The sequence below is a fragment of the Novosphingobium sp. ZN18A2 genome, assembly GCF_036784765.1.
GTDB lineage: Bacteria > Pseudomonadota > Alphaproteobacteria > Sphingomonadales > Sphingomonadaceae > Novosphingobium.
Genome location: NZ_CP136651.1, coordinates 557,193 through 575,564, shown reverse-complemented (window position 1 = coordinate 575,564; position 18,372 = coordinate 557,193). Strand labels below are relative to the sequence as shown.

19 protein-coding genes are annotated in these 18,372 nt (G+C 66.6%); 5 read left to right on the top strand and 14 right to left on the bottom strand.

Going from position 1 to position 18,372, the window contains the following annotated elements; genetic code table 11:
* Positions 1-20: 20 nt before the first annotated feature.
* Complete coding sequence (gene murJ / locus RXV95_RS02850) at positions 21-1,637, bottom strand: murein biosynthesis integral membrane protein MurJ (RefSeq protein ID WP_338467518.1); 1,617 nt, start codon at positions 1,635-1,637, stop codon at positions 21-23.
* Positions 1,638-1,684: 47 nt separating this feature from the next.
* A complete protein-coding gene (secB, locus tag RXV95_RS02845; RefSeq protein WP_338467517.1) occupies positions 1,685-2,212 on the bottom strand; it encodes a protein-export chaperone SecB in 528 nt (175 codons plus the stop codon).
* Positions 2,213-2,507: 295 nt separating this feature from the next.
* Here secB and RXV95_RS02840 point away from each other — a divergent pair, with 295 nt between their 5' ends.
* The 3 genes from RXV95_RS02840 (at position 2,508) to RXV95_RS02830 (ending at position 5,075) form a co-directional block, all read left to right on the top strand.
* The gene (locus RXV95_RS02840) at positions 2,508-3,188 is read left to right on the top strand and encodes a Tim44/TimA family putative adaptor protein (RefSeq protein WP_338467516.1); all 681 of its coding nucleotides are present in this window, start codon (positions 2,508-2,510) and stop codon (positions 3,186-3,188) included.
* Positions 3,189-3,258: 70 nt separating this feature from the next.
* The gene (locus RXV95_RS02835) at positions 3,259-4,503 is read left to right on the top strand and encodes a murein transglycosylase A (RefSeq protein ID WP_338467515.1); all 1,245 of its coding nucleotides are present in this window, start codon (positions 3,259-3,261) and stop codon (positions 4,501-4,503) included.
* Positions 4,500-5,075, top strand: coding sequence for a Smr/MutS family protein (locus tag RXV95_RS02830; RefSeq protein ID WP_338467514.1), 576 nt, complete (start codon positions 4,500-4,502; stop codon positions 5,073-5,075). Before RXV95_RS02835 ends, RXV95_RS02830 begins: the two co-directional genes overlap by 4 nt.
* 1 nt (position 5,076) lies before the next feature.
* Here the strand turns inward: RXV95_RS02830 and dapE are convergent, their stop codons facing one another.
* Entirely contained in the window at positions 5,077-6,207 is a 1,131-nt protein-coding gene (gene dapE, locus RXV95_RS02825; protein ID WP_338467513.1) for a succinyl-diaminopimelate desuccinylase, read from the bottom strand.
* Positions 6,208-6,264: 57 nt separating this feature from the next.
* Between dapE and RXV95_RS02820 the strand changes: the two genes are divergently transcribed.
* A complete protein-coding gene (locus RXV95_RS02820) occupies positions 6,265-6,729 on the top strand; it encodes a cupin domain-containing protein (protein WP_338467512.1) in 465 nt (154 codons plus the stop codon).
* A gap of 27 nt (positions 6,730-6,756) precedes the next feature.
* Here RXV95_RS02820 and RXV95_RS02815 read toward each other — a convergent pair whose 3' ends face one another.
* The 11 genes from RXV95_RS02815 to rpmH form a co-directional block, all read right to left on the bottom strand.
* Positions 6,757-7,605, bottom strand: a complete 849-nt coding sequence (locus RXV95_RS02815) for a S1/P1 nuclease (RefSeq protein WP_338467511.1) — start codon at positions 7,603-7,605, stop codon at positions 6,757-6,759.
* Complete coding sequence (locus RXV95_RS02810; RefSeq protein WP_338467510.1) at positions 7,602-8,267, bottom strand: glutathione S-transferase family protein; 666 nt, start codon at positions 8,265-8,267, stop codon at positions 7,602-7,604. The genes RXV95_RS02815 and RXV95_RS02810 overlap by 4 nt, the downstream gene beginning before the upstream one ends.
* A 162-nt stretch (positions 8,268-8,429) precedes the next feature.
* Positions 8,430-9,791 carry an aldehyde dehydrogenase family protein gene (locus RXV95_RS02805; RefSeq protein WP_338467509.1) on the bottom strand — a complete coding sequence of 454 codons (1,362 nt, stop codon included), beginning with the start codon at positions 9,789-9,791 and terminating at the stop codon, positions 8,430-8,432.
* Between the two features lie 110 nt (positions 9,792-9,901).
* Positions 9,902-10,570 carry a TonB family protein gene (locus RXV95_RS02800; protein WP_338467508.1) on the bottom strand — a complete coding sequence of 223 codons (669 nt, stop codon included), beginning with the start codon at positions 10,568-10,570 and terminating at the stop codon, positions 9,902-9,904.
* A 47-nt stretch (positions 10,571-10,617) separates the two neighbouring features.
* Positions 10,618-12,759 (bottom strand): TonB-dependent receptor, encoded by a 2,142-nt coding sequence (locus RXV95_RS02795; RefSeq protein ID WP_338467507.1) that lies wholly within the window; start codon positions 12,757-12,759, stop codon positions 10,618-10,620.
* A gap of 112 nt (positions 12,760-12,871) precedes the next feature.
* Positions 12,872-13,267 carry a DUF2946 family protein gene (locus tag RXV95_RS02790; protein ID WP_338467506.1) on the bottom strand — a complete coding sequence of 132 codons (396 nt, stop codon included), beginning with the start codon at positions 13,265-13,267 and terminating at the stop codon, positions 12,872-12,874.
* Between the two features lie 98 nt (positions 13,268-13,365).
* The gene (gene yihA / locus RXV95_RS02785) at positions 13,366-14,025 is read right to left on the bottom strand and encodes a ribosome biogenesis GTP-binding protein YihA/YsxC (protein WP_338467505.1); all 660 of its coding nucleotides are present in this window, start codon (positions 14,023-14,025) and stop codon (positions 13,366-13,368) included.
* Between the two features lies 1 nt (position 14,026).
* Entirely contained in the window at positions 14,027-15,850 is a 1,824-nt protein-coding gene (yidC, locus tag RXV95_RS02780) for a membrane protein insertase YidC (RefSeq protein WP_338467504.1), read from the bottom strand.
* Between the two features lie 56 nt (positions 15,851-15,906).
* Entirely contained in the window at positions 15,907-16,116 is a 210-nt protein-coding gene (gene yidD, locus RXV95_RS02775) for a membrane protein insertion efficiency factor YidD (protein ID WP_338467503.1), read from the bottom strand.
* Positions 16,113-16,490 carry a ribonuclease P protein component gene (gene rnpA, locus RXV95_RS02770; protein ID WP_338468616.1) on the bottom strand — a complete coding sequence of 126 codons (378 nt, stop codon included), beginning with the start codon at positions 16,488-16,490 and terminating at the stop codon, positions 16,113-16,115. Before rnpA ends, yidD begins: the two co-directional genes overlap by 4 nt.
* A gap of 80 nt (positions 16,491-16,570) precedes the next feature.
* Positions 16,571-16,705 carry a 50S ribosomal protein L34 gene (gene rpmH, locus RXV95_RS02765; RefSeq protein ID WP_338467502.1) on the bottom strand — a complete coding sequence of 45 codons (135 nt, stop codon included), beginning with the start codon at positions 16,703-16,705 and terminating at the stop codon, positions 16,571-16,573.
* A gap of 202 nt (positions 16,706-16,907) precedes the next feature.
* Here rpmH and RXV95_RS02760 point away from each other — a divergent pair, with 202 nt between their 5' ends.
* Positions 16,908-18,245, top strand: a complete 1,338-nt coding sequence (locus tag RXV95_RS02760; protein WP_338467501.1) for a CHASE3 domain-containing protein — start codon at positions 16,908-16,910, stop codon at positions 18,243-18,245.
* The last annotated feature ends 127 nt before the right edge of the window (positions 18,246-18,372 follow it).

Sequence of the window (18,372 nt, the reverse complement as noted above, 5' to 3'; positions counted from 1 at the left end):
TGAAACGCGCAAGGAAAGCCTCAACTGCCCGGTTCATCGCCCGGCCCGGCAGAAGCAGGCGCTTTCGCCGGGCGGCGGCGGCGCAATTGCGCGATCAGATCCTTGTCGAGCGCGCCGACCAGCCAGGCAACGGCGAAGAACACCCCCGCGCCCGCCAGAACCAGCACGGCCAGCGACCACACGCGCTCCAGCGCGTTGCCGTGATAGTGCCCGGCCATCAGCGGCATCAGGAACCACAGCAGCACCGTCATCGCCGCCACCGCGACAAGCTGGCGCGCGATCCGGCCCGCAAGTTTCGCGGTAAAGTGGAACCAGCCGCGCCTGTGCAGGATGGTGTAGAGCAACACGCAGTTGAGGCTGGCCGATGCCGCTGTCGCGCCGGCTAGTCCCACGATGCCGAAGCGGCGCACCACCACAAGGTTCACCGCGATATTGAAGATCAGCGCGGCCAGCGCGGTCCATACCGGCGTGCGCGTATCCTCACGCGCGAAGAAGCCGGGGTTCAGGATCTTGACGATCACGTATGCGGGCAGCCCCGCGACCAGCGCGACCACGATGTTCGCCATCGTCGCCCCGTCGCTGGCGGTGAACTTGCCGCCCACGAAGAAGGCCGCGGTAAAAGCGGGCGCGCAGACCGCCAGCGCGGCGGCGGCGGGCAGCGTCAGCAGCGTCGCCATTTCGAACGCGTTCGATTGCAGGCGCTGCGCTTCGGCCGTGTCGTCAAGCTGAATATGGCGCGAAAGCATCGGCAGGATCGCGGTGCCCAGCGCGATGCCAACGATGCCCAGCGGCATCTGGTTCAGCCGGTCCGCCAGTTTGAGCAGGGTGAGCGAACCCTGCGGCAGGCTGGTGGCGAAGAACGTGTCGACGAACTGGCTGACCTGGTAGATTCCCGCGCCGAACGTGGCGGGCAGGATCAGCATGCCCAGCTTGCGCACTTCGGGCGTCATCCGGGGCAGCGTGACTTTCAGCTTCACGCCGTCCTTTCGCGCCGCCCACCAAAGGTAGAGGAACTGCGCAAGGCCCGCGATGCTGACCGCGACCGCCAGCGCCAGCGCGACGACGCGATCGTCGCCGCTTTTCCCGCGCAGCCACCACCCGGCAACGATCCCGCTGATCAGCACGATGTTGAGCAGCACCGGCGCGAACGCCCCCGGTCCGAAGCGCGAACGCGCGTTGAGCACGCCCGACAGCATCGCGACAAGGCTGATGAAGCCAAGATAGGGAAACGTGATCCGGCTGAGCAGGACCGACAGTTCGAACTTGCCCGGAACGCTGGCGTATTCGTGCGCCAGCAGCCAGACGATGCCCGGCATCGCGATCATCGCCAGCGCGCTGAAGGCCAGCAGCACCCAGACGAAGACCGAAAGCACATCGTCCGCGAAGCGTTCCGCCTCTTCCTCGCCACCCTCGCCATGCAGCGCGCGCGAATACATCGGCACGAAGGCCACGCTGAACGCGCCTTCGGCGAACAGGCGGCGGAACGTGTTTGGCAGGATGAAGGCGAGCTGGAACGCGTCCGCCGCCAGCCCCGCGCCCAGCACGCGCGCCAGCAGCATGTCGCGCACGAAGCCGAACACGCGGCTCAGCGCGGTAAGGCCGCCGATGGTGCCCACGTTGCGGACGAGCGAACTCATGCGCGCACTCCCCCGTCAGCGCCGGCGGCGGCCCTGCAACCTTGCGGTCAGGCGTTGCCTGCCGGGGTTTCGCCGGCAGCGCCTTCCTCAGCCTGGCGCTGGGCCAGCTGCTGCATGTAAAGGCCGGTGAAGTCGATCGGCTCAAGCATCAGCGGCGGATAACCGGCATCGCGCACGGCATCGGCGATCACCCGGCGGGCGAAGGGGAACAGGATGCGCGGGCCTTCGGCATAAAGGAACGCGTGCGCCTGGTCTTCCGGCACGTTGCGCATGCCGATCAACCCGCAATAGGACAGCTCGACGATGAACTGCGTGCCTTCGGGCGCCTTCGCGTTGATCTTCACCTTCAGTTCGATCTCGTGCGCGTCGTCGCCCACGGCATTGGCGGCGATGTTGAATTCCACGCCGATTTCCGGCTGGCTCTGCCACTGGTAGCTGGCGGGCGCATTCGGGTTTTCGACCGAAAGGTCTTTCACGTACTGCGCGATCACGCCCACCGCCGGGCCGGTATCTTCGCCGTTGGGCTGCGCGCCGTCGATGTTCAGGTCGGAAATGATGTTGCCTTCGTCGGCCATGATGTCTGTCTGCTTTCGTATCGTGCGAAGTGAACGGTTCGCGCGCCGCCTAGCACCATGGAAACGGCGCGGCAATCGCGCCGCGGCGCGCGATGCGCCGCGTGCCTTGCCGAACGGCGGCTGCAAGCGGCCGAAGCGTGACGCGCACGACACGCAACTGCAACTTTTTTCGTCCCGCGATGGCACCCGGCCGCCGTGCACGCGTTGTTCATTTGAGTTTCGTACCTATTTAAGGCACGGTGGACTGGTGCGGCGCTCCGCCTATCGGAGAGGGCCGCGAAACGGGATAGTAGACGTGATTGTTGAGATTGTGATCCTGGCGATGATCGCGGCCTTTCTGGGGCTGCGGCTGTACTCTGTTCTCGGGCGGCGCCCCGAACAGAACGAGGATCCGTTGCGCGGGCGTGTGGAACAGACCGACCCGTCGCGCGCGGCCCGCCCCGCCATGCCGAAGATCAATGAAAAATCACAGACTTCCGCCCGCCCGCGCGATGCGGGAGAGTTGGAGCGGCCCGGCCTTATACCCGGCGCCGAAAACGGCATCCGCGCGATCGTTGCGGCAGACCGGCGCTTCGATGTGGGCCTGTTCCTGGTGGGTGCGCGCGGCGCATACGGCATGGTGCTGGAAGCGTTCTGGCGCGGCGACAAGGAAGAACTGGCCCAGCTTTGCGATTCGGACGTCTATGAAAGCTTCGCCTCCGCCATCGATGCGCGCGTGGAAGCGGGAGAGACGGTCGATAACCGCCTGATCCGCATAGAGGAAGCGACGATTACCGGCGCCGACTTCGACGCGCCGACCGCGCGCATAACCGTGCGGTTCCGCGCCGATATCGCCGCTGTCACGCGTGACAAGGACGGCAACGTCATTGCCGGATCGCTCGACGACGCGATCGAGACGCACGACGTGTGGACCTTCTCGCGCGATCTTACCTCGCAAGATCCTGACTGGCTGCTCGACGAAACCGACGAGGGCTGATCCTTAGATGATGGAACGGGCCGTCAGGGAACGGGCCGTTGGGGGTGGGGTCGTGCAAAGCCAGCGCGCGATGCGGTGTTTTACGGCGTCCATCGCGCTTGCCGCGCTTTCATCTTGCGCAAGGATCGTGCCGCCCGCCCCGGTTACGCCGCCTGCCCCGCCCGCAACGGCGGCGCTTGCCGGCGTATCGCGCGGGCCGCTGTTGTCCGGCCTCAGCTTCGGGCGCGTAGCGCGCATAGGGACGCCGACGAACGCGGACGCATCGGCAGGCCGCCTGTCCGCGAATGGCGCTTCGGGGGGCGATCGGGCAGCCAGCGCGCTGTCCTCTTTCATCGAAAGCTGCCCCCGCCTGACGGTCCGCGCCGATGCCAGCGGGTTGACCCGCCCGGCAGACTGGGTGCCCGCCTGCAACGCCGCGGCCGCCTGGCCGAAGGCGGATGCGCGCCGCTTTTTCGAAACATGGTTCGAAACCGCAGAGGTCGGCAGCGGCAAGGCTTTCGCAACCGGCTATTTCGAGCCGCAGATCGCCGGATCGCGCCAGCACCTGCCGGGATACGACGTTCCCGTCTATGGCCTGCCACCCGACCTTGTGCGCGCGGCGCCGGGCGATGCGCCGCCTACAGCCTCTGGCCGCCAGCCGCTTGGCCGGTACGATGCCGACGGCAATTTCGTGCCCTATTACACGCGCGCGCAGATCGATGCGGGCGCGCTGGCCGGCAAGGGGCTGGAGATTGCCTGGGCGAAAGACCCGATCGACTTCTTCTTCCTGCAGATCCAGGGATCGGGCCGCTTGCGCGCGCCCGACGGCACGGTGATGCGGATCGGTTATGCGGGGCAGAACGGGCAACCCTATACCGGCATCGGTTCGCTGATGCGCCAGCGCGGCCTGTTCGGCGACGGGCCGGGAGAGTATCCGGCATCGATGCAGGGAATCGTCCAGTACCTGCGCGATCACCCGGCGGAAGGCCGCGCCCTGATGGACGAGAACGCCAGCTGGGTATTCTTCCGCGAACTGGACGGTGACGGGCCGCTGGGCGCGCTGGGCGTTCCGGTGCGCGGCTCGGTAAGCGTCGCCGCCGATCCGGCTTTCGTCCCGCTGGGCGCGCCGGTGCTGCTGGAAGGCATGGACAACCCGGAGGCGGACGGGCTTTGGGTGGCGCAGGACACCGGCGGCGCGATCAAGGGCGCCAACCGTTTCGATACATTCTGGGGCGCGGGCGAACGCGCAAAGACCGTCGCGGGCGGGATGAGCGCGCACGGACGGGCGCTGCTGCTGCTGCCAAGGGGAACGGTTGCGCGGCTGACCGGGCGATGAGGCCCCCGCGCGGACTGACGCCCGAAGAGGCGGCACTGTGGAAGCGCGTGACAGACACGGTCACGCCGATCCATTCGCGCCCCGCGTTGCGCGAACATCATCCGGTTTCCGCCCCGCCCGCCTCGCAGCCGCCGCTGTCCGGGCCCAAACCCAAAGGCCGCGTCCCGGCGCCCCGCCCCGCGCCAGCCCCCACCCCTTCCGCCGCGCCGCGTCCACTGACGCGCCACGGGCTCGACACGTCGTGGGAGCGCAAGCTGTCACGCGGCAGTATCGAGCCGGATGTGACCATCGACCTTCACGGCCACGGGCTGGATGCCGCGCACGCAAGGCTGGTCAACGGTCTGGCGCAGGCGATGGCGATGGGCGCGCGCGTGGTTCTGCTGGTGGCAGGCAAGCATCGCCCGCACGGGCACCATGACCAGCGCGGCGAACGGCGCGGCGCGATCCGGGCAAAACTGCTCGACTGGCTGGCGGCAAGCCCGCACGCGGACCGGATCGCCGCCGTGCGCCCGGCCCAGCCGCGCCACGGCGGCGCGGGCGCGGTCTATATCGTGCTGCGCAAGGCGCGCTGACTCAACGCCTGAGCGCGGCCTGCGCGATGCGGGCGAAGATGCGCGCCAGCACGTCAAGGTCGGCCAGCGCCACGGCCTCGTCGGTCTTGTGCATCGTCGCGTTGCACAGGCCGAATTCGATCACCGGGCACAGGTCTTTCAGGAACCGCGCGTCGGACGTTCCGCCGCTGGTGGACAGTTCCGGCTCGATGTCCGTTTCGGCGCGGATCGCGGCCACCACTATGTCCGAGAAGTGTCCCGGCGGGGTCAGGAAGGCTTCGCCCGAAACGATTCCCTTCACCGTGCCGCCGTGCCGCGCGGCGACTTCCTCTACCCGCGCCACCAGTTCCGCACCGGTATGCAGGTCATTGAACCGCACAGAGATGCGCGCCTTCGCTTCGGCGGGGATCACGTTGTGCGCGGGGTTGCCAACTTCCAGGTCGGTGACTTCCAGGTTCGAGGCCTGGAACCAGTCGGTGCCTTGGTCGAGCACGATTTCGTCCAGTTCGGCCAGCAGCGCGACCAGCCTGGTGATCGGATTATCGGCAAGGTGCGGATAGGCGACGTGGCCCTGCACGCCCTTTACCGAAAGCCACATGTTGACCGATCCGCGCCGCCCGATCTTCACCATGTCGCCCAGCCGGTTCACCGATGTCGGCTCTCCCACAAGGCACAGGTCCGGAATATCGCCGCGTTCGCGCATATGCGCGATCAGCGAGACGGTGCCGAAACGCGCCGGGCCTTCCTCGTCCCCGGTGATCACGAAGCTGATCGTCCCCGCGTCTTCTGGGATGGCGCTTACCGCCGCGACCATCGCCGCGATGGACCCCTTCATGTCCACCGCGCCGCGGCCGTAAAGCAGGTCTCCGCGCACTTCGGGCGCGAAAGGCGCGCTTTCCCATCCCTCACCCGGTGGAACGACATCCACGTGGCCGGCAAAGGCGAAATGGCGGCTGCCTTGCGGCCCGCGCCGGATCGCGAACAGGTTTTCAACCGGCCCGTCGGGCGGTTCGCCATCGTGGAAGCGCGTAACCGCGAAGCCCAGCGGCACCAGCATCGCTTCAAGCGAATCGAACACCAGCCCCGCCGCCGGGGTAACGGACGGACATTCGATCAGCCTTTCGGCCAGCGCGGCTACGGAAGATGCGGTCATGACTGACACCCCGCATATGGGCTATGCCGTGGCGAGACAAGCAGGAGCAGCGCGCCCATGCCAAGACTGGACCTTGAGGCCATAGAGCTTACCAACCGCACCGGATATCCCGACCCGTTCGACCAACCCGTTTCCGGGCGCTGGTATCGTCGCCTTGCGCCGGTCGGCGGGCTGAAGCACATGGGCGCAAGCCACGTTGTGCTCAAGCCCGGCGCATGGTCTTCACAGCGGCACTGGCACGACGACGAGGACGAGTTCCTCGTCATGCTTTCGGGCGAGGCGGTGCTGGTGGAGGACGACGGCGAAACCGTTTTGCGACCGGGAGACTGCGCGGCGTTCCCCGCCGGTGTGAAGAACGGCCACCACCTGCAGAACCGGAGCGAAACGGACTGTACGTTCGTGGTTGTCGGCGCGGGCAACATGGACGGAAGCGGCGGCTATACGGACATAGACATGACGTTCAGCGGCGAAGGGTACTTCCACCGCGACGGCACGCCCTATCCGGCCCGGCGACCGAGATAAGGGGCGCGCGGGCTGCCCCGCCTCCGGTCAGCCCAGCGATTCGTCCAGCACGCGGGCAAGGCGCAATCCGGCCTGCTCTATCCGCTTGCGGATCACCGGAAGCGCCGCTTCGATCTGCTTGTCCGTCAGCTTCGCATGCGTGGCCTTTCCGCCGGTGCACGGGTCTTTTCCGGTGTCTTCGGGATAGACGAAGCGTTTGGCCAGTTCCCAGCTTTCACGGCCCCAGTCGGCGACGGTGCCGCCATCGAGCTTCGCCCTTTCGGCCGGTGAAAAGCGGTGCACCAGCGCGGGGCTGGCGGACGAGATCGCGCGTTCGGCCAGCGGCCCGTCCCACACCCAGTGCAGGTTGAGGCCGGGCACGATGCCATAGTCCGCCTTCACCCGGTTCCCGCCCGCGTCGTTATCGTCGCCCGAATGCAGCGGCTGGTGAATATCGCCAACGAAGTGGGTAAGGAACACCAGTGCGCGCAGCCGCTGGGCGCGCGGCAGTTTGCGGTTTTTCAGGATGTATATGTCGCGCTCAATCTGCGCGGACACGCAGTTGCCGTTCGCGCAGTGGGCCTTCACGTCATAGGGCGAGCACACCGGCTCGGTCTGGTAGTGCCACGGGAAGGTATAGGCCCAGCGCGTCCGGTCGTGGCGGATGCAATCGGGCCACACCGAGGCATCGGACAGCGAATGGACCGGGCAATCGGGCGTGCCCAGCGCTGCGTTGTCCGCGATCAGCGCGGCGATCCGCGCGCGGGTTTGCGGCGTGACGTTGTCCAGCGCGATTTCGGCAATCGTGCGGTGGCCGTAGGCGCCCCAGGCCAGCACCGGCTGCGGCAGCAGCATGGCGGCCAGCGCAAGCGCCGCCGCCGCCCATCCGCGCATCATTGGGCCTGCGGCTTTTCGAACTGCGCGATGGTCCATTCCTCGTCCTCTGCGGCCTTGACCCAGGCCTGCATCCAGTCGTGTTCCCACACCGCCTGCATATAGGCGACGGCGAAGCCCGGCACCGGCACGCCATAGCTGATGAACCGTGACACGACCGGGGCATAGATCACGTCCGCCGCGCCGAACGTGCCGAACAGGAACGGCCCGCCCTTGCCGAAGCGCGCGCGCGCCTCTGCCCAAAGGGTCAGGATGCGCACGATGTCCGCTTTCGCATCGTCAGGCACTTCGAACCCTTCGAATCGCTTGCGGATGTTCATCGGCAACTGGCGGCGCAGCGCGAAATAGGACGAGTGCATTTCTGCAACCATCGATCGGGCCATGCCGCGCGCCGCATCGTCTTTCGGCCAGAACCGGTCGCGCCCGACGCGATCCGCCAGGAATTCCACGATCGCCAGGCTGTCCCACACCACGGTCTCGCCATCCCACAGGATCGGCACCTTGCCGGAAGACGGCGCCAGTTCGCCGTCCTTCTTCGCTTCGTCCCAGTCCTCGCCATAAAGCGGGACCATGATCTCTTCGAAGGCAAGCCCCGATTGCTTCGCCGCAAGCCAGGCCCGCAGCGACCAGCTGGAATAGTTCTTGTTGCCGATGACGAGCTTCATGCGCGCTCCTTACCTCGCACTGCGCCGCCGCCCTATCGGTTCAGCTACACCCTGTCGAGGCTGAACAGGCGGGCAAACGCGAAGGATGCGCACGCGCGCACACGGCCCCCGGCCCGCCGCACAGGCAGGACGGGGTGGGCGGTGCCGGTACGCCACCGGGTGTTACGCGGCGGCGGCTGCCTTGTGACGGTAAACCGCGCGTTCGTGGCTGAACGCCTTGAACCCGAAATAGCCGTGATAGCTGCCCATGCCGCTCTGGTTCACGCCGCCGAAGGGCAGGTTGTTTTCCAGATAGTGCGAGAACACGCCGTTCACCGTGACCCCGCCCGACGACGTGCGCGCCAGCACCTTGTCCACCGTCTCTTCGTTGTCCGAATAGACATAGAGCGCCAGCGGCTTGTCGCGCGCCTCGATATAGCCGATCGCCTGGTCGATGCTTTCATAAGTCATCACCGGGATGACGGGCGCGAAGATTTCTTCCTGCAGGATCTTCATCTGCGGGGTCACGTCGGTCAGCATCGTGGGGTGGATGGTCAGGTCTTCGGCTTCCAGCACGCCGCCCGCCGCAACGGTCGCGCCCTGCGCCACCGCATCGTCGAACATGGCCTTCACGCGGTTGAAGTTCGCCTCGTTCACGATCTGGGCGATGCTGTCCTTCTTCAGCTGGCCTTCGGCATCGTAAAGGTTGGCCTGCACGTTGGCCCTGAACCCTTCGACCAGCTTTGCCTTCTGGTCCTCGCGCACGAAGACATAGTCGGGGCTGATGCAGGCCTGCCCGCCGTTGAACTGCTTGGCCGCGGCAAGATCGGCCGCGATCTTTCCGATGTCGGCGCCTTCGTCCACGATCACCGGCGACTTGCCGCCCAGTTCCAGCGTCACGCTGGCAAGGTGCCTGGCCGCCGCCGTCATCACGATCTTGCCCACCCGCGTGCTGCCGGTGAAGAAGATGTGGCTGAAGGGCAGCTCAAGCAGCGCCTGCGCAACGGAAACGTCGCCCTCGAACACGGCCACGTCCTTTTCGTCGAACACTTCGCCGCAGATTTCGGCCGCGATGCGCGCGGTCGCCGGGCACAGGTCGGTCAGCTTCACCATGCAGGTGTTGCCGGCGGCAATCGCGGCGGCGAGCGGCCCGAAGGTGAGGCCCAGCGGGAAGTTCCACGGCCCGAGGATCAGGCAAACGCCGCGCGCTTCGTAAACGATCTGCGCGGCATCGTCGGGGTTGTTCGACGGCGTGACGTCGGTCGGCTTCATCCAGTTTTCGAGGTTGTCGATATTGCGCTGGATATTGCCGACGATGTTCAGCACTTCGGTAACGCGGATTTCCTGTTCTGGCTTGCGCGTATCTTCCTGCACCGCCGCCACGATTTCGTCCGCACGCGCCTCTACCGCCGCCTTAAGGGCGGCGAGCTTGGCCTTGCGCTGCTCCGCGCTCGACGCCTTGGCGTCCCACTGGTGCTGCTGCTGCAGTTCGAAGATGCGCGCCATATCGGCGGGAATCGCGGGCGAGATCGGGGCGCTGGTCATGTGCTTTCCATCCTTGGTCGGATTCGGGGATCGAACTTGCGGTCGGCCAGCGATTTAGGCGGTCGGGCCGACAATGCAAGAACCCTACCGAATGTTAGATACCGTGCGTTTCATCTGGCGCCAAACCGCAGCGGGATTGCAAAGGACAGGTCTGCGTCCCGCGCGGTTTCCGGCGGCGCCGGAAATGGAGCGGCGCGGCGCAAGGCGACAAGCGCCTGCCTGTCGAGCAGGACGTTGCCGCTCGATCCCGAAACCGTGGCAGACAGCAGCGCGCCCGCCCGATTCACGCGAAAGTGCAGAGTGACGGTGCCTGAAAACGCGGTTCCGCGCGGGCGATGCGCGGCAATCGCGCGCCACAGCGCATCGCGATAGGCGGCAAGCGCATCAGCGCGCGCCTTCGGATCGGGTGCGGGCTGCGCGACGGGGGGCGCCTGGGGAGCGGCAAGGTGGACGGATATTGGTGCGGCCGCCACCGGCACCGGGATCGCGGACACGGCGCTGGCCGGCGGGCCGGACGCGGCGACCTCCGGCGCGGCCGTTGCCGCCTGCGGTGGCGGAGACGGCGCAACGGACCGGGCGGGCGCGCGTTCCGGCGCGCGTGGCGGGGGCGTTGCGCGATGCGCTTCACGGATCGCGATCGCCACAAGCGCGGCGGGGCGCGCGGCAGGCGGCGGTGCACTGGCGCGCGTGGCAACGATCACGCCCGCCAGTGCGCCAGCATTTATCAGCAACGCCGCACCCGCTGCGCCCAGACGCGCGAACGGAGACGGGCCGCGCACGGCGGCTCGCCCCCTGTCGCCTGCGCGGTGCACTGGTGCCCGCACGGTCAGAACGTCGTGGAAAGGCCGACGTTTACCGAACGGCCCTTGCCCGGCACCGGCCGTAGCACCCCCGTTGCCTTGAAATCGCCCAGCGACATCCCGCCAAGCGGTTCGTAATAGGCTTCGTCCAGCAGGTTATCCGCCGAAACGCTCAGCTTCACGCCGCCCATCGTATAGGCGACGCGCGCGTTGACCAGCGTATAGCCGCTTGTCACCGGTTCGCGACGGACGGGATCGACGCGATCCTTGCGGGCGACGAACTCGACCTCGGCCCCGGCCTCCAGCGGACCGGCCACATGATCTATGCCGATCCGCGCGTTGAACGGCATCTGGTGATAGACGGGCCGGTGGTCCGACAGGTTCTGCCCGCGCAACCAGCTTGCGCTTGCGACAAGGCTGGTGGCGCGGCCCTCGCCCTTCGCCAGCGGAACAACGGCCGAGGCGTCCAGCCCGTGAAACTCCGCCTGTCGGTTGGCGAATTGCAGTTGCACGAAGCCGGTGGGCGCCCCCGCCGCATCGGTCAGATCCTTCAGGAAAACCGCGTCTATATAGCCGTCGACATGGGTGTAATAGGGTGACAGTTTCAGCGTCGCCCCGCCCGGTGCGGACAGGCGCAGCGTGGCGCTTACTGTGTCGGCCCGCTCCGGCTTCAGATCCAGGTTGCCGACATAGCCGTTGCCGTCCCCGAACCAGCCGATCATCCGGCTCGCCATCGAACCGCGCCCCCAGCTATAGCGCTCGTATATATTGGGGGAGCGGGCCTTGTGCGCATATCCCAGCTCTACCGAAAGCGCCTGCGATGGCTGCCAGCTCGCCAGCGCCGTCGCGCTCCAGTTATTGTCCGCGCGGCGATGGTCCGCCGCATTGAAGGCCGCCGCCGCGGCCACGTCGGCCATCTGCATCATGCCCGTGCCATAAGGCCGCACATCGCCGGTGTTCATCGTCACCCGGTCGAAACGCAGGCCCGCCAGCGTGGAGAAGGCATCGCTCCAGTGCCGTTCCCACTCGCCGAACAGGCCGAGCCGATCCCGGTGCGCGGCATTGACGTTTACGAAGCTGTCCGGCCCCATCATCATGCTGCCCGGCACCGGCGGCCAGTAATCGTCCAGCCATTGGTGATGATAGTCCCCACCCACGCGCAGCAGCGATGCGTCAGACAACGGCAGGCGCAGTTTCAGCGCGGACACGAAGGTGTGGACCTGCGTGTTCATCGGCATCGACCCGGGCAGCTTGTCCGCCAGGAAGTTCATCGCGTGATCGGTATCGCGGTAACTCGCGGTGAAATCGACGTCACCCCAGGTAAACGTCCCGCGATAGCGACCGTTCACGAACCATGACCGGTTGTCGGTCATGTCCATCCACTGATTGGGAAAGCCTTCGTAGGGCGAATGGTGATAGCCGCCCTTCAGTTCGAAAAGACCCGCCCCGGTCTGCGCGGCAAGCGCAAGCGCGTGGTCCGTCTTCGCATATTCGGTTGAGCGCACCATGCCCATGCTTCCGCCGCCGTCGTAATTTTCGGCGCGGGTGTACGATCCTGTATAAGTCGCGCTCAGGTGCGCGCTTGCTGCCGTCAGCGACACCGCGCCGCCAAAGCCGTTTCCGTTGGAGCGGTAGAAGGCCGACGCTTCGCCCGTCAGCAGCGTTCCGCCCGCGCTCGCGAAACGCGGCATCGCGCTTTCCACGCTGATGACCCCCGCAATGTTGTCGCCGCCCATGCTGACCGGCGACACGCCGGGCACCACCGCGATCGAGCCGATCGTTTGCGGATCGGTATAGGACAGGGGCGAATTCATGTCGTTCGGACAGGCCGAATCGATCGGCACGTTGTCCACCACGATGCGCAACCGCTGTTCGGACAACCCGCGCACCGCGGGCATGGAGGAAAAGCCGCCGCCGCCATTGGCCGAAACGCCGGGGATCGCGGTGATCATCGCGCCGGTGTCGCTGGTGCGGGCCGCATCCTTGCGGATCGCCTTGCTGTCCAGCGTGGTACCGCCCAGCGGCTCGGTCGCGATCGTATCGGGCGAGGATGCCATCTCTATATCGACCGGCGGCAGCATCGTCGCATCCTGCGCAAAGGCAGGCGCGGGGATCAGGCAGGCAGTGGCAAGCAGGGCGGCGCGCAGGCCGCGAAGGGTATTCGACATCGAAAGGTCTTTCCTGAAAATCGCGCGCGCACGGTATGCGGCCCGCCATGAAAGGGGCCGTCAGCGGCGCGTCGCCGTCATGTCCGGTCCGGCCGCCAGCGCGGCCGGGCGTTCAGGAAAGGGCGGGCGGCCCGCGCAAGGGCGGGCTGAGGAAGCGCAGGCGCGGCAGCGGCGCGGCCACCATCGGCGCAAAGGCCAGCGCGAAGACGAACAGGATCGCCGCGACGATGAACGGTGCGTCGCCGGACGCCATCGTGCCCATCGACAGCGCGGAAAACGGGCAGTCGCTCGCCCCCTTGTGCTGCATGTCCTGCATATCCGCCTTGCCCGTCGCCGGGCCGGACAGGGGAACGAGGATCTGCATGAGTTGCTGCCCGTCAGGCTGGCCGCCGCAGATCTGGATGGACAGCGTATCGCCGCTGGTGCCGACCATATAGCCGACAGGCAGCAGCGCCTTCATGCACAGCGCCAGCGCAAGCACCAGCGCGGCGATGCGGCGATGTCGCATGAAAAAGGCGCGAACGGCTTCCATCCCGGCGGCACCTAGCCCGCCAGGCGCGCGGTGTCATCCCGAATTGCTGATACAGAACCCCCGGTGCGGGCCGATCAGGCGTAAAGCCCCGAATCCTCAAGCACCGCCTCGCGCAAGGTATCGATACCCAGCTTCGTTTCGGAGGAAGTCACGATCACGCCGGGATAGGCGGCCGTGCGCTTGCGTGCCTCTGCCTCTGTCCGCGCCGTCACGTCCGCCAGTTCGCTGGCCTTGATCTTGTCCGCCTTGGTAAGGACCAGCCGATAGCCGACCGCTGCCTCGTCCAGCATCTGCATCATTTCGGCATCGACGGGCTTCACCCCGTGGCGGCTGTCTATCAGCAGCAGCGTGCGCTTCAGCACCACGCGCCCGCGCAGGTAATCGCGGACCAGGCGGCGCCATTGTTCCACCACTTTGGGCGGTGCCTTGGCAAAGCCGTATCCCGGCATATCGACCAGTCGCAGCCTGGTCGGCTCACCCACCTCGAAGAAATTCAGCTCCTGCGTGCGGCCCGGCGTGACGGATGTGCGCGCGATCGCCCGCCGCCCGGTCAACGCGTTGAGCAGCGACGACTTGCCCACGTTCGAACGTCCGGCGAACGCGATCTCCGGCAGGTCCGGATCGGGCAGGAACTTGAGCGCGGGCGCGCTTTTCAGGAACTCTATCCGCCCGGCAAAGAGCAGCCGCGCGGCCTCTGCGCGCGCGGCCTCTTCGGTCTGGTCGCTTTCGTTCACCCTAACGCGCCTTGGGCTTGCCCTTGGCCGCATCCTTCTTGGTGGTCTTGCGGTCGATGTTCTGCTGGTCCTTCGCCGCCTGCGCCTTCAACTGCGGATGGCGGCTGTAGAGGTACTTCTGCTGCCCGATGGTCAACAGGTTCGACGTGATCCAGTAGATCAGCAGGCCCGCGGCGAAGGGCGCCATGATGAACATCATGAACCACGGCATCAGGCTCATCATCTGGGCCTGCGTGGGGTCCATCGCGGTGGGCTGCAGCTTGAACTGCGCCCACATCGTCACGCCCAGCATCAGCGCCAGAATGCCGATGCCCAGGAAGCTGGGCGGCGTGAACGGCAGCAGGCCGAACAGGTTCAGGATATGCAGCGGATCGGGCGCGGAAAGGTCGTGAATCCACAGGATGAAGGGCTGGTGACGCATCTCGATGGTCAGCATCAGCACCTTGTACAGCGCGAAGAACACCGGAACCTGCAGGAACATGGGCAGGCAGCCGCCAAGAGGGTTCACGCCCTCTTCGCGGTAGAGCTTCATGATCTCTTCCTGCTGCTTCTGCTTGTCGTCCTTGAAGCGGTCCTGGATCGCCTTCATCTTGGGCTGCACCGCGCGCATCTGCGCCATCGAGGCGAACTGCCGCTGCGCGACCGGGAACATCAGCCCGCGCACCACCACGGTCAGCAGGATGATCGCCACGCCGAAGTTGCCGACCATCTTGAACAGCCAGTCGAGCAGCCAGAAGATCGGCTTTTCGAACCAGCGGAACCAGCCCCAGTCGATCGCGAGCGAGAAGTGCGCGATGCCCTGGTCCTCGTACTTTTCGAGGATCGCGTTTTCCTTCGCGCCGGCGAACAGGCGGGTGGCGATCGTGTCGCTTGAACCCGGCGCGATCGTGGCCGGCGCATAGACCATGTTGGCCTGGAAGATATCGTTGCCAAGGCTGCGGAAATCGGTTTCGGGCTTCGCCTTGCCATCGGGCACCAGCGCGGACAGCCAGTAGATGTCGGTAAAGCCGATCCAGTTGGCCTTGCCCGCCGGGGTCACGGTGCCGCCGTCGGCCTTGGTCACGTCCTTGTAATTGGTGCCGAAATCCACCGTGCCGTCAAACGCGCCGATCGGGCCGGAATGGATGGTCCATGTGTCCAGGCTGGCGGTCTTGTCGGTGCGGTTGACGCGGGTGAACGGGGTGACGACCACCGGCGCGCCGCCCGCATTGGTGACGGTCTGCGTGGTGGTGATCATATAGTCCTTGTCGATCGCGAAACGGATCGCAAAGGTCTGCCCGGTCTGGTTGCTCCACGTCAGCGTAACCGGCGTTTCGGACGTCAGCTTCCTGCCGTCCGCGGTCCACAGCGTCTTCGCATCGGGCGTGGCCACGCCGTTTCCGGCCCAGCCGAACTGCGCATAATATTGCGCGGGCGTTCCGGGGGGAGAGAACAGGCGCACCGGCGGGCTGTCCTTGGCCACCGTCTCGCGATACCTGGTCAGCGTCAGGTCGTCGAGCAGCGCGCCTTTCAGGTCGATCGAACCGCGAACCATCGGGGTTTCGATCGCCACCCGGTCGGGCGAGGCAAGGTCCGTGGCAAGATCGCGCTTTTCGGTGGCGATGGCCGTCGCGTCGACCAGCCCGCCCTCACGCGTGGGCTTGGCCGTGGACGAGCTTGCGGGCGCGGGCGCGGCGGTCGCGTCCTGGCCGGCATCGGCCGCCACGCTGGCCGCGGGCACCGGCTTCGCGGGCTGCGGATAGAAGTATTTCATCCCGGCGTCCCAGCCGAGCAGGATCAGGCCGGTCAGGATCACAGCCAGGATGAGATTGCGATTCTTGTCCACTTCTTGTCGTCTCTCGTCCCGTGGATAGTCAGGAAAATGCCCGCTCAGCCGATGGCTCAGGGCACCGGGTCATGGCCGCAGCCGCCCCATGGGTGGCAGCGCAATAGCCGCTTCGCCGCAAGCCAGCCACCCTTAATCGCCCCGTGTTTCTGCAAAGCCTCGATTGCGTACTGCGAACAGCTGGGAGTGTAGCGGCACGTGGGCGGCAAAACGCGCGACGGGCCGAGCTGCCAGAACCGCGCGACAAGGATGAAAACATACTTCACCGCCTGCGTCCCCGCCGATTTCCGCGCGGCGGATCGCCCTTGCCGGCGGCAGCGCGGGCCAGCGCTTCGAACAGTTCGGCCTTCATCGCATGGAAATCGCGTTCCACCCCGCCCTCGCGCCCGATCAGCACGTGGTCGGCATGGGCAAGTCCGGCCTGCGGCAAGACTTCGCGCAGCAGGGCTCGAAAGCGGCGCTTCATGCGGTTGCGGACAACCGCGTTGCCGATCTTCTTGGTGACGGTCACGCCGAATCGCATCTGGCCCTCGCCGTTTTCCTCCGAATCACCGGTCCGCTTGCGCACAAGCAGCACAAACCCGGGCCGCGAGACCCGGGTTCCACGATTCGCGGCTAGGAATTCGGCCCGCTTGCGCATCGTCGCAAGCGGCGCGGGGCGAAGCGATGTGCCGGTCGGGCCGCCGTTCACGGCCACCGGCGCTTCGCCCTCCGGCTTGCTCAGGCCGACAGGCTCTTGCGGCCGCGCGCACGGCGGGCGGCAAGCACCTTGCGGCCACCCGGGGTAGCCTTGCGGGCGCGGAAGCCGTGGCGGCGCTTGCGCACGAGACGGCTGGGCTGGAAAGTGCGCTTCATCGTTCTTCTCTCGACTCGACTGGCTGCGTAGCGATCGACAAGCGAATCGGCCGGCAGCGAAAATACCAACACGCCGCCGCAAGCGACGGACGCGAAATCAGACGCGCGCCGATACGCAAGAGAGCGCCATTCGTCAAGTCGCGCGCCATATGCGCATCGCGCAATATTGCTGGCGCCGCGCCGCTGGTCTAGGGCGACGGCGATGGACGCTTCCCCGGCATCGCAGCCCCCGCAAGGTTCTCCCAGGCAATGGCCGCGGGCGTTTCGCGTCCTGCGCGCCGGATGGTGGCGGCGCGGCGCACGCACGCCAAGCCTTGCGCTGTTCATCGTCGTCGCGGCGGGGCTGCTCGGCTCGCTGGCGCTGATCTTCACCACGCTGGAGACAGAGCGCGAGCAACGCAACCAGGCCACGCGGACGGCGGAAGTGATCGATTCGCTGAACGACATGCTGGTGGCGACCGTGCTGGGCGAAACGGGCCAGCGCGGATACCTGATCACGTACGACACCCGATACCTTGAGCCATACCAGGAAGGCCGCACCCGCTATCGCGAAGCGGTTTCGCGGCTCCACAAACAGCTTGGCCCGTCGCTTGCGGCGCAACAGCGCGATCTGGTCGACCGGATAGAGCGGCTGGGCGATGCGAAGTGGGCGGAATTGGACGATACCGTGGCGCTGATCCGCCAGGGCGAACCCATAGAAGCGCGCACCCGCATCCTCAGCGATGAAGGCCAGGCCGCGATGAGCGGGCTGCGCGAGGCGGTGTATCGGCTGGAAGCGATCGAACGCAAGCGGCTGGAGGATGCCAGCGGCAACGCCAACGCGGCCGAACAGCGCGTGCTGCCGCTGCTGCTGCTGCTGTTCCTCGCCATCGTCGCCGCGCTGGGGCTGGGGCTGTGGCAGGTGAGCCGGGTGGCGCAGGCAGAGGCCGCCGCCGCCAACGCCGCCGCCATCGCCGCCGCGCGCGACCGCGCGGACCTTCTGGCGCGCGAGTTGAACCACCGCGTGAAAAACCTTTTCGCGGTCGTGCTGGCCATCGTGAAGATGACGGGCAAAAGCGATCCCGCCGCGCAGGCCACGGTCGACCGGATCAGCGAGCGCATCCACGCGCTCGTCACCGCGCACCAGGTGACGCAGGGCGCCGCCGACCGTCCCGAAGTCGACCTGGCAGACCTGATCGACAAGGCCATCGCCCCCTATCGCAGCGACGACGGGCACTGCACGCTTGACGGGCAATCGGTGATCCTCCCCGCGAAGCTGGCCATGCCGCTGGGGCTGGTGCTGCACGAACTGGTGACGAACGCGGTGAAATACGGCGCATGGTCGCAGCCCGAAGGAACGCTGTCGGTGCGCTGGCGGCGGGAAGACGGGCACGTGGTGATCGACTGGGAAGAACACTGCCGGATGCCCGGCGCAGAGCCCGAGCGCACCGGGTTCGGATCGATGCTGATGCAAAGTTCCGCCCGGCAACTGGGCGGCGCGATAGAGCGCGAATTCACCGCAGCCGGGCTGGTGGTGCGGATCGATTTCCCTTCGGCCTGACGCGCTGATCCCTGAGGTGCAGATAGCGGTGGCGCGCTGTCGCGGCCGGGGACCATTGAAACAGTCATGAAACAGTCACCGCGTTTGCATTGCAGCATGACAGGGCAGCATGACAGGCCCATAATAC

Bases quoted from the DNA above. Each gene is read 5' to 3' on its own strand.
- murJ (WP_338467518.1), bottom strand. From the start codon at position 1,637: ATGAGTTCGCTCGTCCGCAACGTGGGCACCATCGGCGGCCTTACCGCG.
- secB (WP_338467517.1), bottom strand. From the start codon at position 2,212: ATGGCCGACGAAGGCAACATCATTTCCGACCTGAACATCGACGGCGCG.
- RXV95_RS02835 (WP_338467515.1), top strand. From the start codon at position 3,259: ATGCGGTGTTTTACGGCGTCCATCGCGCTTGCCGCGCTTTCATCTTGC.
- RXV95_RS02830 (WP_338467514.1), top strand. From the start codon at position 4,500: ATGAGGCCCCCGCGCGGACTGACGCCCGAAGAGGCGGCACTGTGGAAG.
- dapE (WP_338467513.1), bottom strand. From the start codon at position 6,207: ATGACCGCATCTTCCGTAGCCGCGCTGGCCGAAAGGCTGATCGAATGT.
- RXV95_RS02820 (WP_338467512.1), top strand. From the start codon at position 6,265: ATGCCAAGACTGGACCTTGAGGCCATAGAGCTTACCAACCGCACCGGA.
- RXV95_RS02815 (WP_338467511.1), bottom strand. From the start codon at position 7,605: ATGATGCGCGGATGGGCGGCGGCGGCGCTTGCGCTGGCCGCCATGCTG.
- RXV95_RS02810 (WP_338467510.1), bottom strand. From the start codon at position 8,267: ATGAAGCTCGTCATCGGCAACAAGAACTATTCCAGCTGGTCGCTGCGG.
- RXV95_RS02805 (WP_338467509.1), bottom strand. From the start codon at position 9,791: ATGACCAGCGCCCCGATCTCGCCCGCGATTCCCGCCGATATGGCGCGC.
- RXV95_RS02795 (WP_338467507.1), bottom strand. From the start codon at position 12,759: ATGTCGAATACCCTTCGCGGCCTGCGCGCCGCCCTGCTTGCCACTGCC.
- RXV95_RS02790 (WP_338467506.1), bottom strand. From the start codon at position 13,267: ATGCGACATCGCCGCATCGCCGCGCTGGTGCTTGCGCTGGCGCTGTGC.
- rnpA (WP_338468616.1), bottom strand. From the start codon at position 16,490: ATGCGCAAGCGGGCCGAATTCCTAGCCGCGAATCGTGGAACCCGGGTC.
- rpmH (WP_338467502.1), bottom strand. From the start codon at position 16,705: ATGAAGCGCACTTTCCAGCCCAGCCGTCTCGTGCGCAAGCGCCGCCAC.
- RXV95_RS02760 (WP_338467501.1), top strand. From the start codon at position 16,908: ATGGACGCTTCCCCGGCATCGCAGCCCCCGCAAGGTTCTCCCAGGCAA.